The following is a 17231-nucleotide window of genomic DNA, read 5'->3' as shown; positions in this document are numbered from 1 at the left end:
TATAAATTAAAGCCCTCTTATGAGGGCTTTAATTTATATTATTGTTTTTTAATGGAATAAAAGACATCCCTTCCATGGTATTCAGCAATACTGCCTAGTTCTTCTTCTATTCTTAAGAGTTGATTATACTTAGCTATTCTGTCTGTTCTTGATAAGGAACCTGTTTTGATTTGTCCTGTTCCAAGTGCAACAACAAGATCGGCAATTGTTGTATCTTCTGTTTCTCCTGAGCGATGTGAAACTATCGCAGTATATCCTGCTTTTTTGGCCATCTCTACAGCTTCAAAAGTTTCGGTTAATGTTCCAATTTGATTTACTTTAATGAGAATTGCATTTGCAACTTTCATTTCAATTCCTTTTTTAAGGAATGATGTGTTTGTTACAAATAAATCATCACCAACAAGTTGAACTTTATCCCCAATCTTATCTGTAAGCTTTTTCCATCCGTCCCAGTCTTCTTCAGCCATGCCATCTTCAATTGATATAATAGGATATTTTTCTACCCATTTTGCCCAATATTCAACCATTTCTTCGGATGTGAGTTCTTCTTTTGTTGACCATCTGAGTACATATTTTTTTGTTTTTGGATCATATAATTCAGATGTTGCTGGATCAAGGGCGATTGCGATATCTGTTCCAGGTGTATATCCTGCACTTTTGATGGCTTCCATAATAACTTCACAAGCTTCTTCGTTTGACTTTAGATTTGGTGCAAATCCACCTTCATCCCCAACAGATGTTGCGTAGCCCCTTTTGCTTAAAATACCTTTGAGTGTGTGAAAAACCTCAGCAGACATTCTTATTGCGTCACTAAAAGTTTTAGCTCCAATTGGCATTATCATAAATTCTTGAAAATCAACACAGTTATCAGAGTGGGCGCCGCCATTTATAATGTTACACATAGGTGTAGGCAAAATGTTGGCTTTGTAGGCACCAAGATATTGGTAAACTTTAATCCCAAGATATTCAGCTGCTGCTCTAGCTGTAGCCATTGAAACTGCAAGAATAGCATTAGCCCCAAGTTTTGATTTGTTAGGAGTGCCGTCAAGTTCAAGCATTTTTCTGTCTATTTCGACTTGGTTTAAAGCACTCATTCCTTCAAGTTCTGGAGATATAATATTTATTATATTTTCAACTGCTTTAAGTACTCCTTTTCCCATGTAAACAGATTTATCACCATCTCTCAGTTCAACAGCTTCATTTATCCCTGTTGATGCTCCTGATGGAACAGCTGCTCTACCTAGAGAACCATCTTCAAGTATTACATCTGCTTCGACAGTTGGATTTCCTCTAGAATCAATTATTTGCCTAGCTTTTATTTCATAAATATGAAAGCCCATTTTCCGCTCCTTATAGGTTAATATATTTACTTTAGTATATATTTTCAGTATAATAACAAACAAGACAAATGTGTAGTATTTTGCTAAAAGAATTGTTTATTGGATTTTATAATTAAATCATGGAAAGAACTTTGAAATGGTTATTTTATTTTATATTCTTTTTCTTTAATATTGCTAATGTTTGCTCACAAGGTTACATAATTGAAAATTTTGATTTATCTTTAAATGAATTTTTAGAAGTTTCAACAAGAAAAGATAATTTATTACCAATTGTCGACTCTAAGAGAGTCATCATGTTCTATCCCCCAAGTAAGGGTATTAGAAAAGTTTTTGCTGCTTTTGATTTTGATAGTTATGCAAAAAAGTATTTATTTAAAAAAAATAAGTATGGTCTTTTTTTTGTCAAAATTAATCTCCCTCATGGAGTTGGTAGGATTAAATATAGGCTTGTTGTGGATGGTATTTGGACTAATGATGAATATAATAAAAATGTGGTCTTTAACAAAGACTTAATACCATTCTCTATAATTGACATAGGTGTAGATCATAGTTATGTGTCTTTACGAAATCCAATCGATTCTTCTGATGGTCGAGAAGTTGAAATTTTTTATATAGGTCGTCCTGGGCAGATTATTACAATAGCTGGCAATTTTAATAATTTTAATCCATTTTTAAATAGATTGGTTGAACAGGAACCTCATAAGGGTGTATATACTATTAAGCTTAAAGATCTTCCGAAGGGTAGGATTTATTATTATTTTGTCGATTCTGGAAATAAAGTTATAGATAAGAATAATGTTAATAGAATTAATTTGTATTCAGTTGAAGGTATTGACAATAAGATTGATTTTGAAGTCTCTTATTTTGATAATTAATCGTTTGAGGGGAAAAGCCTTAATTCTTATTAGCAATTCTTAAATACAATTGACTTGCGGAAATATAGAATTAAGCTGAACTTAAGCAAAGAGCTTACATGATCTTATAAAGCTTAAATAGAAAAATATGGATTAATACAAATAAAAGTCTGACTTTTATTTGTATTAAGTATCATTTTTATTTAGCAGTCGATTCATTTCATCAAAGAGGTACTTAGATACGAAATGATCCTTTTCTACTTCCTCAAGAGATGCTTTTTCTGGTGTTAAAGATGTGTTTCGCATATTTGTTAAAGATGGTTCATCAAGCTTAATAGTTTTATTTTTAGTTTTGTCAGGATTAATATCAGGAATAGATGCTATTAATGTTTTTGTATATGGGTGCTTAGGGTTTGAGAATAAAATATCTCTAGGAGCAATTTCTAGGATGACTCCTAGATACATTACGGCAATTTTATCACTCATGTATTTTACTACTGCCAAGTCATGTGAGATGAACAGATAAGATAAACTTAATTCTTTTTGTAAATCTTTAAGCAAATTTAAAATTTGTGCTCTGATTGATACGTCTAGTGCAGAGACAGCTTCGTCTAGCAATAAGAGTTTGGGATTTAGTGCAAGTGCTCTTGCTATGCCTATTCTTTGTCTTTGTCCCCCTGAAAATTCGTGCGGATATCTAGATAGCATGCTTTTTGCAAGTCCAGTAATATCCATTAATTCATTTACTCTTTTTTCAATATCTTTTTTGGTTCTTGGGAAAATCTTATTTTCGTTGTATATAACTAATGGTTCTGCTATGATTTCTTTTATTGTCATTCTTGGATTGAGGGATGTATGAGGGTCTTGAAATACCATTTGCATGTCTTTTTTTGTCTTTAAAAGTTCTCTTTTTGACAGTTTAGTAATATCTTTTCCATTGAAATATATGCTACCAGACGTTGGTGTATAGAGTTGCATTATTGTTCTTAAAGTTGTTGATTTACCACATCCAGATTCCCCAACAAGGCCTAGTGTTTTGTTGCGCTCAATTTCGAAGCTGATACCATTGACGGCATTTACTTTACGTTTGTTTTTCCAAAATAAGAAGTCTTCTCCAATTGTGAATGTTTGTACTAAGTTTTCTACTTTAAGAATTATGTCTTTTTCATTTTTCATTTAAATCACCTCAGTTTTATTTGTGGTAGTTTCAATAGGATGATCTTTAATTGAATAAAGTTTTTCATTTGGATTCTTATCAAGAGTAAGTATTGATTTTAAAAGCCCAATTGTGTATGGATGTTTAGGGTTTTTAAATATTTCTTGTACTGTACCTTCTTCTACAAATTTCCCTTGGTACATTACAGATACTGTATCGCATACTTCTGCAACTACTCCTAAATCATGGGTTATTAATATGGTAGAGGTATTGAATTTTTTAGACAGGTTTTTAATGAGTAATAATATTTGTTCTTGAATTGTAACATCAAGAGCTGTGGTAGGCTCATCTGCAATTAATAATGATGGGTGGCAACTGAGAGCCATTGCAATCATAACTCTTTGTCTCATTCCCCCTGAAAATTGGTGTGGATAATGTTTTATTCTCTCTTCGGCATTTATAATACCAACTGTTTTTAACATTTCTATTGTTTTTTGCTTTGCTGTCTTTTTATCTAATTTTTGATGTAACATTATTGTTTCTTCAATTTGTGTAGATATTTTTAAGTATGGATTTAGAGAAGTCATTGGATCTTGGAAGATCATTGCTATTTTATTGCCTCTAATACTTTGAAGTTCTTTTTCGTTAAGTTTTAGTAAGTCTTGACCTTCAAATAGTATTTCTCCAGTTTTGTATACTGTCGTAGTTTCAGGCAGTAGTTTTAGTATTGCCATGCTTGTGACAGATTTTCCACTTCCAGATTCTCCGACAATGGCTCTAATTTCCCCTTTTTTCATTTTTAAATTTATGTTGTTTACAGGATGTATTGTTGTATGCTTCAACTTAAATTCAATTGATAGATTTTTTATGTTCAGTATATAGTCTTCTCTCATTAATGTCTCCTAGAGGTTATCTTTTGGATCAAATGCATCTCTTAGTCCATCGCCTAAAAAGTTCATAAATAGTAAGAATATTGTCATGACTGTTGCTGGAATGAAGATTTTCCATGGATATTCAATAAATGTAGGAATTCCATTTTTTATTAATTCTCCCCAACTAGTCATTGGCGCTGATATTCCAAGACCTAGGAATGATAGAAATGATTCAAGCATAATGAATGATGGGACATTCATTGTTGTAATTATTACTATCATTCCAAAGCTATTAGGAATCAAATGTTTGAATATCATTCTCCTATTTGTTGCACCTAATGTTCTAGCTGCCTGTATAAATTCAGATTTTGCAAGTGATTTTACTTGCCCTCTTACGATTCTGGCAATTGTTAGCCATGAGATGATACTAATTGCAATAAATAATCCGATGACATTCCTTTCCATAATAGTCATTAAGGTTATTATGACAAGTAATGTAGGTAAGACATAAAGGATTTCGATTATTTTAGTTATTATTCTATCGATAATACCACCAAAGAATCCCGCTACCGCACCTATTATAGTGCCTATGATCATTGATATAAATGCTCCAATAAAGCCCACAGATATTGATATCTGACTTCCTTGTATTATTCTTGCAAGCAAGTCTCTTCCAAGACTATCTGTTCCTAGTAGATATATTCTTTTGTGTATTTTAATTTCTTTTCCATCAATTTTTTGAACATCGGTTTCTATTTTTCTTTTGATTTCTTCCAGTTTTGCTTTTTCTTCTTCGTTTATTTCTCGTTTTTCTTTTGCTGCCATTCTTTTTATGAAATTAAGTTCTTTTTCATACCAGAGTTCTCCGGCATACTTAAGAGATGGGGGCAAATCAGCATGTTCTACTACTTGAGTATAGTATTTGTATATTGGTAGTATTGGTCTTAGTATTGCAACTAGCATGTAAAATCCGATGATAAATATACTAATAAATGCGAGTTTATTTGCCTTAAATCTTAACCAAGCTCTTATGTTTGCTGTTTGGATTTCAACGCAAGTGTCTTGTTTTTCATATTCATTCATTTTATTCACCTATGTTCTTGGATCAAGTTTTTTGTAAGCAATATCAGATGCTAAAATTGAGATAAGTAATATTGTTGAATATACTAATAGTGAACCCATGAGTAGTGGGTAGTCCCTGTTTAGAGATGCTTCTACTGTAAATGTACCCATTCCAGCAATTCTAAATATTTGTTCAATGACCATACTACCAGAAATTATACCAGCAAATGCAGGACCTATATAACTTACGAGAGGGAGTATGGAGCCTATTAATACATGTTTTCTTATTATTACATTAAAGCTTAGTCCTTTAGCTTTTGCTGTTCTTACAAAATCGCTCTTCAGTATTTCTAACATAGAACCTCTAATGATACGTGTAAAAATAGCTATCCATGGCAAACTCATTGTTAATATTGGCATAATTAAATTTGCAAGACCTCCGCGTTCTGAAATCCATCCAGAAGTGTAAAATAATTTTAACTTTACAGATAGAAAATATTGTAAAATAGGGCCAGTTACAAAGGTGGGTACGGAAATCCCAAATATTGCTGCTACTCTTATTATATAGTCGGTTCGAGTATTTTTTTTAATTGCTGCTAATGATCCCAGCAAAATTCCAAGTGTGAGAGATATTATTAAGCTTATTATTCCGAGTGTAAATGACTTGGGAAATCCTAATTTTATGTATTGATTGACATTTAAATCTTTCTTTACTAATGATGGCCCGAAATCCCCTTTTAAAATGTTTGTGATGTAATAGTAAGCTTGCATATAAAAAGGTTTATCAAGATGGTATTTTTGCATCAGTTTTTCTTTGACTTGAGGGTCAATAGGTTTTTCAGAATCAAATGGATTTCCGGGAGCAAGTCTCATTATTAAAAAACACAAAAAAATTATTACTATTAAAGTTGGTATCGTTTCTAGTAATTTTTGTACTGTAAACTTTAACATCATTGCTCCTTATCATCATAGAAAGATTTTATTTGTATAATAAATGATTTTAACATATGGGACTTAATATTATTCAAAATTTTTGAATTTATTTTAGTTGCTTTTCGATTAAAATTTCTTTTTAATGTATGTATTCATCGCTTACATTTTTACTATTTGTCAAAGCAAATCAATTTTCTATTTGCATAGATAAAAATTAGGATTTAATGATTTACTTTAATTGATTTTAAGTAAATTTAACAGTTTTTATGTCTTTTTTACGCATGGTATTGATTATGGGTCAAACAAATCCGTATAATTGGGATAATTAGCCTTATTTGTTAATTATTTTGAACTTTGTGGTTCAAATTTAGTGGTTTGACTGATAATAGTTGTTAAGATTAAAATCTATTCTTTTTATGATAAGTAGAATCATTCTTTGTAATTTTTGAGTTATCTTAGAATACAATTTGTGGAGGATTATTAATAAACAGACACCTGTTAAAATATTTTGATAGATGTCTGTTTATTTGTTATTTGATTCTTTTAATTTCAGAGAAATGGAATCTTTCTGCAACGTTAGGTGCCCAACCAGTCCATTTATCATTTCTAAACAGGTAATTTCCTGCATATATGTATATTGGGGCAACGGGGAAATCTTTCTCTATAATTATTGCTTCAGCTTTTCTTAAAATGTCTTGTCTTTTACTTGAATTTTGCTCGAGATCAGATTGGGTTATTAAATTTTCATATTCTTCATTAAAGTACTGATATGAGGAAAAATGTGAAAATTCTTTTTGGAATATACTTAGGAATGTTAATGGGTCTGAGTAATCTCCTATCCAACCAGCTCTTGAGATTTCATAGTCTCCCTTTGTTTTAGATGCTAAGAATGATGCCCATTCTTCATTTTCAAGTTCAACGTTGATATGTAAAATTCTTGACCATTGATTTTGAAGAAATTCGGAAATTTTTTTATGTCCTTCGCTTGTATTATATTTAATTTTTAGTTGAGGGAAATTTGTACCATCAGGATAGCCAGCCTCAGCCATTAGTTGTTTTGCTCTTTGTGGGTCAAATAATTTTAGTGGTTTTCCGTAAGAATAATGATTAAAGTTTGGACTGATGTTTCTTGTAGGAATAGAATCATTGTCTATAACTTTCTTTGTTAATGTTTCTCTATCAATAGCAAGAGTTAAAGCTTCTCTAACCTTTACATTATCAAGAGGTTTTATTTGTGTGTTAAATGAAAAGTAGTAAAGACCATTAATAGCGGATGAGTAATAATCATTTCTTAATTTTATTTCTTTTATTAAATCAGGTGGAATTGATGCAGATGCCAGCATATCTATTTCATTATTTTCATACATTCTATAGGCAGTTGACGCATCGTTTATTGTATAGAATATAAGTTCTTGTAATTCAACATTTTTGGCATTAAAGTATTTATCATTTTTTATAAGTGATATTTTTTCGTTGGGTTGTCTTTCCTTGAGCTTGTATGCACCACTTACTACCATATTTTCAGGATTTGTCCACTCTTGTCCATGTTTTTCAATAACATGCACTGGTACTGGTACGAAAGATTGGTGTACTAGCATGTCTAGAAAGTAAGGTTTTGGAGTAATAATAGACATTTCTAGAGTTGATTCATCTATAGCTTTAATACCAAGTTCAGATTCTGGTATTTTTCCCTCGAAGTAATTTTCTGCATTCTTTATTGTTGACTTAATCGTACCGACATAGTTTGATGCTGTTTCTTTATTTAATATTCTAAGATAAGATTTTCGAATTCCTTCAGCAGTAATAGGCACCCCATCACTCCAAACAAGACCTTTTCTTAAGTGAAATGTATATGTAGTTCCATCTGCAGATATGTCCCAAGATTGAGCTAGACCTGGTTTATATCCCCCAGTTTGTGAATCACCATCTACTATTCCAGTAAACATTTGCGTTATTATATGTGCACCCATTTTATCTTCAGCTAATTGAGGATCTATTGATTTAGGCTCTCCTCCTAAACTGATTTTAAATGCCAAATTTTCTTTGCTACTTTCCTTACCGCAGGATAGAATAGCTATGAAAAAAAATATCATAAACGTATGTCTTTTTATTTTCATTCTTATTATCTCCTATCTATTAAAGTTGATTTTACTACAACAAAAACAACTAAAAGTTCTAAAGGATGCTTCCTATAAAATTTGTTTGTTGAACCGTTTAATTACTTTGTTGAAGAAACTCATTATACCATAAAGTACGTGTAAGTATAAATCAATAAGAAGAGAGGCATATGAATGCAGAATATTATTAGATGCTAGCTAAGATTATGTGTTTTGCTTAAGTTTTGATGCATAGTTACATGCTGTTTTGGATAAAATGCTATCAGATAAAATAATGAACTCTTATAAGAGAGATACGAATGTAAAATTTGTGGTAATTTCGAAAGCTATGTGGTTATGCATAAAAACCACTTCTACAGTTTAGTTTATAGAAGTGGTAGTATTTTTATGATTATTAGTGTTAATTTATTAAATTCTTTTCATATTTTGTTGTTAGTGTTTTCTCTTTTATATTTTATTTCTTCATAAAGATAGGCTTCTGCAACATTAGGAGTCCAACCAGTCCATTTGTCATGTCTGAAGAGATAGTATGATTGAAGTATTGAGAGTGGGGCAACAGGGAAATCTTTCTCTGTAATTATTGCCTCAGCTTGTCTTAAAATTTCTTGTCTTTGTAGTGGGTCTTTTGCAAAATTAGATTGTTTTATTAAATTATCATATTGCTTGTTTGAATAGCCATATGCTCCAAATCCTTGATTTTCTGTTGTAAATAGACTTTCAAGGAATGTTAATGGATCTAAATAATCCCCCGTCCATCCCATGTATGACATTTGATAATTACCTGTGCTTCTGCTACCTAGGAATGTATTCCATTCTTCAATTTCAATCTCGATATTAATGTTTAGTATTTTTTTAAGTTGTTCTTGCAAGAACTCTGCACTTATTGCCATTCCATTGCGTTGTGAGGTTTTAAATTTAAGAGTAGGAAAACCCGAACCATCAGGGTAACCAGCCTCAGCCATTAGTTGTTTTGCTCTTTGTGGGTCAAATAATTTTAATTGTTTGCCGTAAGAATAGTTTTTAAATGGTGGGGTTAAGTTTCTTGTTGGTTTTGATTGGCCCTTTAGAGTAATTTTGTTGAGTGCTTCTCTATCAATAGCAAGAGTTAAAGCTTCTCTAACCTTTGCATTGTCAAGTGGTTTGATGGTGGTATTAAATGCCATGTAGACCACTCTATTTATAGGATGGGAATAGTAATCGTTCCTTATTCTAGCTTCATCTAAGTATTCTGATGCTACGTTCGTTAGAAAATCAAGCTCGTCATTTATGTACATGTTATAAGCGGTGTTTCCTTGTACCTGGTAAAATATCACTTCATCTATTTCGACATTTGAAGCATTATAATACTTATCGTTTTTTTCAAGCACTATTTTTTCATTTGGGATTCTTGTCTTTAATTTGTATGCACCACTTGTTACTATATTTTCAGGATTTGTCCAGTTTTGTCCATGCTTTTCAATAACATGAATTGGTACTGGTATAAATGTTTGATGTACTAGCATATCAAGAAAATAAGGCTTTGGAGCAATTAAAGTTATCTCTAAAGTTAAATTATCTATAGTTTTAATGCCAAGTTCAGATTCCGGTATTTTACCTTCAAAGTAATCATGTGCATTTTTGATTGCTGATTTAACAATATCAACATATTGTGAAGCTGTTTCTTTATTTAAAATCCTAAGATAAGATTTTCGAATTCCTTCAGCAGTAATAGGTACCCCATCACTCCAAACGATACCTTCTCTCAAGTGAAGTGTGTATACAAGTCCATCTGCAGATATATCCCAAGATTTAGCTAATCCTGGTTTATATCCACCAGTTTGTGTTTCTCTTGTTGTTAAGCCTGAAAATATGTTCATAATTATGTTGAACGATTGAACAGAAGTAGCAAGTTGAGGATCAAGTGAATCTGGTTCGACTTCATTTGTTACCCTAAATGTTATTTTATCTTTGTGCTCATCACCGGAACAAGAAGTTAGCCATACGATCAGAAAAGATAAAATAATTATTATTTTGTATTTCATAATTTATTCCCCTTATAAATATTTTTTATTTTGCTTTTGAATTATTGTTGTTTAACATACTTGAATGGATTTTACTTTAATTTGGTAAATAAATAAAGTATAATTATATAAAATATTTGCATATGAATATACTACATGAGATATTCTTGGTTTGCTAGTATATTGTTTTTCGAGAACTTTAAAGGATGAAGTTTTATGTTTACACAGAATGAGAGTTTTAATAAATATTTTAAAGGTATTGAGAATGAATTCCTTAGTAGGTTTAAATCTATTGAAAAGATAAATTGTTTAAGTAATTCTTATCATGAAGCAAATTCTGTTAGTAGGAGTTTGGTTGATACAATGATCAAAAGACTTCTTAAGGGTAATTCTACTATTGTTGGTATTCAAAATATTTTAAAACTTTATGAAAAAACTAAATCTGGCAAGTCTTCAATTATATTAATGGAACATTATAGTAATTTTGATTTTCCTTGTTTTCAGTTTTTGCTTAATGAAATGAATTACAAGGAAGTTGCGGAACATATTATTCCTATAGCTGGTGTTAAACTTTTTAAAGATGATTTGTTGATTAAGAGCTTATCTTTAGGTTATAGCGTAATATTTATTTATCCTCCACATGCATTTATTGATGTTGATCATGAAACGATTAGAGAGAGGCGGATTTTTAATGCTAATTCTATGAGATGTGTTGTGGATAAAAAGAGTAGTGGATATATGATTCTTATTTTTCCAACAGCCACAAGATATAGGAAAGATAAACCTGAGACTAAAAAAATAATTTCAGAAATTTCAAGTTATTTTAAGCTTTTTGATTATTTTATAATGGTTGGTATTAATGGAAATATTCTTGAAGTTTCATCAAATGGTGATATGTCTTGTGATGTTTTTAAAGAAGATACTCTTGTATATAATGCAACAGAAATATTTGATATACTTGAGTACAAAAATTTAATTTTAGATAAGTTAAATCAAGAAGGTTTAGAACCGACAAAAGAAATTTTGGGTTCTAAGATTGCTGATGATTTAGAAAAACGTTTCGAGGTTCTTCATGAAGAGGGGGCCAAGATATATAATGGTTTAATTTAGGGTTTTAATTGTTAATATGCCTGATATAGAAAAAATAAATAAGTTTAAAAGAGAAATACTAGATGATGTTTCTGATGAGAGAGCTAAAAAAGAACGTTTTGGCATTAAAATGGATATTGAACCTCCAAAGGATGGGGAGCTTATTGTTCCTTGGGAAAATCAGGAAGAAGTTTTTGATGTAGAAGAAGAATCTGATGATGAGCTTGATTTAGATGCTATTCTTGGTGTGCTTGATAGTGAGGAAGGACTGAAGAACAAAGCCAATGAGAATGATATTGAAATTTTAAAAGATTCTAAAAAAGTAGATATTGACCCTGAGTTTAATGATTTAGATAATGATTTTGATATTTTAAATTCTAATCTTGAAAATAATATTGAAACAGTTCTTGATAATAATTCTATTAGTTTAGACGATGCTATTAATTTCGATGTAAATAATGCTGATAATTTGCAAAATCTAGATGTAGAGAATGATTTGAATTCAGATTTATTGAATTCTGATAAGTTTCTTGATAATGAGATTGGTGCTAATGATTTGAATCATGAATCTCTAAATGATAATAATGATGATTTTGATTTTGAGAATATGATTACTAGTCTTAATAAATCAGATGAAACAAATAATCGGTTAGAAATCCCTTACAGTGATGAATCTGTTTCTAATGAAAATTCTGAAAAGCTTAGTGATGCTGAAGAGGATAATTGGTCTAATCTTTCAGATGATTTTCAATTTTTGGAAGATGAGCCAAAAAAATCTTCTACTAAAAATAATTTTAAAATCAATTATCCTTTGTTTTTTAAACATTTAGATTCTTATCCTAGAAATTTGAGAATTGCTATTGCTGAGGCTTTAATGCTAGATAATGTTTCTAGATATAAGATTGAGGCATTAGTTGATCTTATTGAACAAAATAAGAAAGGGCTTAAGTTTATTGCTAAATTTGTTGGAGATATTGTTGGTCGTTCTGTTAAATTGCCTGTTATGTATTATAAGGCAGAAGAATTTAGCAAGCTTGAAAAGCAATTTAGCTACAGACTCTCTAAAGCTTTAACCCCAATATTAAAAATAGCATCTCTTTTTGTTGTTTTGACTTTTTTGTCTTTCTATTTTTTAGTTGATGTTATGTTTTTTTATGTTGCGTCTGATAAAAAATATAAAGAGGGAATGTCTTATATATATGAGAATAAGAGAGAACTTGCTAAATCTACTTTTAGGGATGCATATTATATGCGGCCTAGTAAAGGGTGGTTTTTAACTTATGCTAAGGCTTTTGAAGATGTAAGAGATTTTGATAGTGCTGAGGAGAAATACGAAGAATTATTTACCATTGATCCATTTTCTGTGGATGCTTCTTTGAGAAAACGCAAAAATTTTGATAAGGATGGGTATATATCTTATGCTTTTATGAAAATGAGGCTTGGTGAGCATGCTGATGCTGATTCAATTTTGGATGAGGTTATATCTTATGATATTTATGATTATGAAGCGTTAATGGCTAAGGGTGATAATTATTTTCAGTGGGCCCAAAGAGAACCTGTATATTACAAAGATAGCATTAATAATTACACTATTTTGCTTTCAAAATATGGGCATAAAAAGGAAATTTTGTTTAAGCTTTTTAATGCTTACATTGAGGCTGGTGCTGAGAGAGAAGCTGAGAATGTAAATGCTTTTATTAAGGCAAATGAGAGATTAGATATTGACGAGGTAGTTTATACTAAATATGCTAAGCGATTAATAGATAAATATGTTGAATTTACAGTTTATAATAAAAGAATAAACGAGCTTTCTAGAAATCTGAAATATTTGAGTGCTCAAATGAACTTACTCAATAAAGAATTTTCTAGTTTTAAGGCAGGTAATGGGAAGAGTGTTTCTGATACTTTAAATGATATTAATCTTAACTCAGAGATTGAATATATTCTTAGAAGAATTTTGTTCAAAAATCCTGACTACAATAAGGCTCTTTTTGAGAGTGGTAGATATTTTTATTATATGGGTGATCTTAAAAAAGCAGAAGGGTATTTATTAACAGCACTAAATAGCTTTAGACATGAAAATTTAATTGAGAATTCCTCTGAAAAGATTATTGCTTATAGAATTTTGTCAGATATTTATGAGAAAGGCAATGATTCCCTTAAAGCAAGTAATATTGTTAGTCTGGCTTTAAATGAATATGATTTTTATAAAAGAAATGGTCTTGTTAAAGGCTCCAGGGAGCTTGCTTTAATTTATGAAAAGCAGGGAGATATTCTTAGGACTTTAAATGGTTTTAAATCAGCTATATCTTCTTATAAGATGGCAATAAATGAAGGGGTTAATTCTCCAAATGTTTATTATAAATTAGCATTGCTTAATTATAAGGAGAATAATTATAAAGATGCATTAGTTTATTTATTTAAAGTTGAAGATATGTCCGGATTTGCAAATAGTAATAAAGTTTTAAATTCAATTGCATCTGTTCTTTATAAAATGGGTAATTTTGAAGCTGCTAGGAGTTATTATTTAAGAGTATTGCAGAATTTAGAATCAGAAAAATCTAGTATTTTAGGGTTTAAACCTAAAGGGAATGATTATCATAGAGCTTTATTGATGAAGAAAATTGAGATTTACAATAATCTTGGAGTTGTTGAGATAAGAGCATCTCTTGGTGATAGGGTTGAATCTGGTATTGTTAGAGATAATAATCTTTTTGATTCAGGGATTGCAAATTTGACTGAATCTTCTAGAATGTTTGATCTATTGAATCGTGATGGTGATATGGTGAAGAATGTTAAGAAAGATCTTGCTAGTTTAAATCTTAGAAGTATTTTTAAGAATGATTTCATTGGTTCTAAAGTATTGTTTTATGATAATTTGGCCGATAATCTTTAGATTTTTTAAAGTTTATTAGTTTAAAAGGCTATAAGGTTGTAAGGATTTATATGAAAAAAGTTTACTTTATTATTTCCTTATTTATTGTATTTAATTTATTTTCTTCAATGAATGATCACTTAAGTATTAATATTGATGATGTGTATGTTGAGGCTCATGAGGATGGTTTTCATCTTTTTATTAGGAAAAAGCCAGATGTTAAATCGGTGATTTTAACTGAATCTTTTGAAGTTCCAGATAGGAGCAAAGATGTCTCTACTTATTCATTTAGAACATTAGAGTATAATAGGATTAATGGGGATGAGATTAGAATTTTGAATGGTAGAGTTATTCAAAATAGACATCTTTTATCATTAACATCTTCTACACCTATCCAAAATAGAAGATTTGGACAAGCTTTTCATATATTAATACCTAAGAAATTAAGATATGGTTTTCCTAATTTTTCAACAAGAAGTGGTGATATTGATTTAGAAGTTTTAAAGAGACAGAAAGAGCCTTTTTGGTTTTCAATTAGAACTTTTGAGAGGAAATATAATGATTATTTAGGTCAGTATAAGGATAATGCTTATGAGTTATTCTTTGGAGATGTTCAACGAGAAGGTCCAATTGAAAATAATAGTTTAGTAGACGAATTTGCTAGGTTTGCGGATGATGTTATTGTTGCAAAGAAGGGGCTTGATATTGTTGATAAAATAAAAGATATTCTAAAAAAATCAGAAGAGCCACTTTCTGATTTAGATCTTGTTTTTGTTATTGATGTGACTGATAGTATGAAGAATCATATTGAAATTTTAAGAGAACACCTTTTGGATATGATAGAACCCCAGCTAAATCAATTTAGATCTTATAGAGTAGGTTTTGTGTTTTATAAAGATTATCTTGAAGATTTTTTGACAAGATCTTTTGATTTTAATAGTAGAGATTATTTAAGTAATGTTTTTGAAGGCATTAATGTGGGTGGAGGGGGAGATTATCCTGAGGCAGTATTTGAGGGAGTTAATTCTGCTGTTACTCAATTTGATTGGAGAGCGGATAGTAGGTTTATTATTGTGTTGGGTAATGCACCCCCCCATGAATATCCCCGAGGGCCTATAGTTTATGAGGATGTTATTAGAGCAGCTAAGGAAAAAGATATTATAATTTATGGAATATTACTTAATTAGCGTAGTGTTTTTTTCATTAATTGCATGTTAGCACTTATTTTTTATCTTTTTGAATTTTTATCTTTTCTATTATCCTTTGAGATAAGGGAATGATCCACTTAGGTGTTTGTATATTAGATTGTATTAGTTCTTCAAATAGCTTTTTTGCTGTTTCTTTTTTATTTTTAACATAATATATGAATGCGATTTCATACTTTCCAATGGCGACGATGCTTTTATTTTCTTTGTAATTTTCAATCATTTTTTCGTATATCTTTAAAGCAGATTGATAATCGTTAACATTTGTTGCTTGTTGAGCTTTTCTTAAGTAAATGCTGTAAGGAGTTTCTTTTGTGAGTTGTTTGTCTAAGTGCGCTGCTGTATAGCAGGAAAAGAATAGGATGCTTGTTAGTACTAGTTTTTTCATTTTTTATGCTCTTATTTTGTAAAAAAGTTATTTAAATTGATTTTATTATATATAAAAAAAGAAAACAAGTGTAAGCTTGTTTTCTTTTTGTGTTTTATTTAGAAGGAATTATTATTTTCCAATTTGCATGTATTAAGTCTGGATTCTGAATTTTTTGTCTGTTGGCAAACCAAATTTTTGGCCATAAGTAAGGGTCATTATACAATTTCTTAGAAATGCCCCATAAGGTATTTCCGATTTTAACTATATATAATTCCTTACTTGAGTGGCTTTGATAAGCCTTTAGGTATCTTGCAGAATCTAAAAATAATTCATTTGCAAGTCTAAGATTATTAAGACTCTTAGCCTCAAGTCCTTGTTCCCATAGTTGTCTGGCTTTTTCAATGAGCTGAAGTGTTTTGAATTTATTTGAGTCTGATTTTTCTATGTTCTCAGCTTTCTCTTCATAAGCAAGTACTAATGCATCCATTTGTCCAAGTAAGTAAGGTTTGCCTTGTGAGTCTAGAAGGTTTATGCGTTCGCTTTTATCCTTAAGCAGAGCTCTTCCATTCCATGGTGATGGTTTAATGAGCTTATTGTTGCTGTAAATGGGGAGTTCAGAAGCAGCTTCCAGTGCTTTTAATTGTTTATACATTCTCTCTTCTGTTTCCTTAAGAGCTCTTGCTTCTTTTGCCTTCTTAGCAGTTTGTTGTGCCTTATTAAATGTTTTGCTGTACATTCCAAGAGAATTTTCAATGTCATACATTTTGTATTTTCTTGTTGCCTCAAAATATAAGTTATTTACTTCATCGATTTCTAATGGGATCCATATGTATGCTTCATTAACTTCAGCATCATTTAAATATTTTTCAATATTTTCTTTCAAGTAGTTTATTTTTTCTTTTTTTTCTGTTACATCTCTTGCGATATTTCTGTATCTTTCTAATACTTTTAGGGCAACTTCATTGCCTTGTTTAATCATTCCCTTTGCAAATTTTGCTTTCATATCTCTTTCAATCTTTTCAGCTTCATTAAATTCCTTAGAGTAGAAAAGATTTCCCCGCTCTCTTATGACACCGTTTTTCATTTCCTCAATGTCTCTTTTTATATCTCCAGTTTCCTTAATTGAGATTTTAGAGTTTGCATTTTTTTTATCTTCTGGTGGGGTTTCACATGAAATCAGGAGAATAGCAAATACGGATAACATTAAAAATAATAACTTGCTTTTTTTTATCATAAATACATCCTTCTTATGTGATATTGACTACATAAAATTAAGAATTTTGCTTTTTAGGCATCAATTCTTTTATCTTTGCATAAAGCCTCTAAGTAGTATATTATTACACAATTTGGCATTATAC

13 protein-coding genes are annotated in these 17231 nt (G+C 30.4%); 4 read left to right on the top strand and 9 right to left on the bottom strand.

Annotation, left to right across the window (positions count from 1 at the left end):
* Positions 1-38: 38 nt before the first annotated feature.
* Entirely contained in the window at positions 39-1340 is a 1302-nt protein-coding gene (gene eno, locus bhYOR_RS01660; protein ID WP_025399672.1) for a phosphopyruvate hydratase, read from the bottom strand.
* Positions 1341-1459: 119 nt separating this feature from the next.
* Between eno and bhYOR_RS01655 the strand changes: the two genes are divergently transcribed.
* On the top strand, positions 1460-2215 hold the full coding sequence (locus bhYOR_RS01655; protein WP_038446178.1) for a hypothetical protein: 756 nt from the start codon (positions 1460-1462) through the stop codon (positions 2213-2215).
* Positions 2216-2380: 165 nt separating this feature from the next.
* Here the strand turns inward: bhYOR_RS01655 and bhYOR_RS01650 are convergent, their stop codons facing one another.
* From bhYOR_RS01650 to bhYOR_RS01625, 6 genes are all read right to left on the bottom strand, one after another.
* Positions 2381-3370, bottom strand: coding sequence for an ABC transporter ATP-binding protein (locus bhYOR_RS01650; RefSeq protein WP_025399670.1), 990 nt, complete (start codon positions 3368-3370; stop codon positions 2381-2383).
* Entirely contained in the window at positions 3371-4243 is an 873-nt protein-coding gene (locus bhYOR_RS01645; RefSeq protein ID WP_025434017.1) for an ABC transporter ATP-binding protein, read from the bottom strand.
* A 9-nt stretch (positions 4244-4252) separates the two neighbouring features.
* Complete coding sequence (locus bhYOR_RS01640) at positions 4253-5305, bottom strand: ABC transporter permease (protein ID WP_025434016.1); 1053 nt, start codon at positions 5303-5305, stop codon at positions 4253-4255.
* Positions 5306-5314: 9 nt separating this feature from the next.
* Positions 5315-6235 carry an ABC transporter permease gene (locus bhYOR_RS01635; protein WP_025434015.1) on the bottom strand — a complete coding sequence of 307 codons (921 nt, stop codon included), beginning with the start codon at positions 6233-6235 and terminating at the stop codon, positions 5315-5317.
* Positions 6236-6747: 512 nt separating this feature from the next.
* Complete coding sequence (locus tag bhYOR_RS01630; RefSeq protein WP_025399666.1) at positions 6748-8334, bottom strand: peptide ABC transporter substrate-binding protein; 1587 nt, start codon at positions 8332-8334, stop codon at positions 6748-6750.
* Between the two features lie 419 nt (positions 8335-8753).
* A complete protein-coding gene (locus bhYOR_RS01625; RefSeq protein WP_025434014.1) occupies positions 8754-10355 on the bottom strand; it encodes a peptide ABC transporter substrate-binding protein in 1602 nt (533 codons plus the stop codon).
* A 195-nt stretch (positions 10356-10550) separates the two neighbouring features.
* Between bhYOR_RS01625 and bhYOR_RS01620 the strand changes: the two genes are divergently transcribed.
* From bhYOR_RS01620 to bhYOR_RS01610, 3 genes are read left to right on the top strand one after another with little or no spacing between them, the layout of a single operon-like run.
* Positions 10551-11444 carry a 1-acyl-sn-glycerol-3-phosphate acyltransferase gene (locus tag bhYOR_RS01620; protein WP_025399664.1) on the top strand — a complete coding sequence of 298 codons (894 nt, stop codon included), beginning with the start codon at positions 10551-10553 and terminating at the stop codon, positions 11442-11444.
* Between the two features lie 16 nt (positions 11445-11460).
* Complete coding sequence (gene flcA, locus bhYOR_RS01615; protein WP_025399663.1) at positions 11461-14319, top strand: periplasmic flagellar collar protein FlcA; 2859 nt, start codon at positions 11461-11463, stop codon at positions 14317-14319.
* A gap of 50 nt (positions 14320-14369) precedes the next feature.
* A complete protein-coding gene (locus tag bhYOR_RS01610; RefSeq protein ID WP_025399662.1) occupies positions 14370-15485 on the top strand; it encodes a VWA domain-containing protein in 1116 nt (371 codons plus the stop codon).
* A 34-nt stretch (positions 15486-15519) separates the two neighbouring features.
* Here the strand turns inward: bhYOR_RS01610 and bhYOR_RS01605 are convergent, their stop codons facing one another.
* Positions 15520-15891, bottom strand: coding sequence for an outer membrane protein assembly factor BamD (locus bhYOR_RS01605; RefSeq protein ID WP_247088166.1), 372 nt, complete (start codon positions 15889-15891; stop codon positions 15520-15522).
* A gap of 94 nt (positions 15892-15985) precedes the next feature.
* Positions 15986-17107 carry a LysM peptidoglycan-binding domain-containing protein gene (locus tag bhYOR_RS01600; protein ID WP_025399660.1) on the bottom strand — a complete coding sequence of 374 codons (1122 nt, stop codon included), beginning with the start codon at positions 17105-17107 and terminating at the stop codon, positions 15986-15988.
* Positions 17108-17231: the final 124 nt, after the last annotated feature.

Origin of the sequence: Borrelia nietonii YOR, from assembly GCF_023035795.1 — a bacterium.
Lineage (GTDB): Bacteria > Spirochaetota > Spirochaetia > Borreliales > Borreliaceae > Borrelia > Borrelia hermsii.
This window is presented reverse-complemented; position numbering and strand designations above follow the sequence as displayed.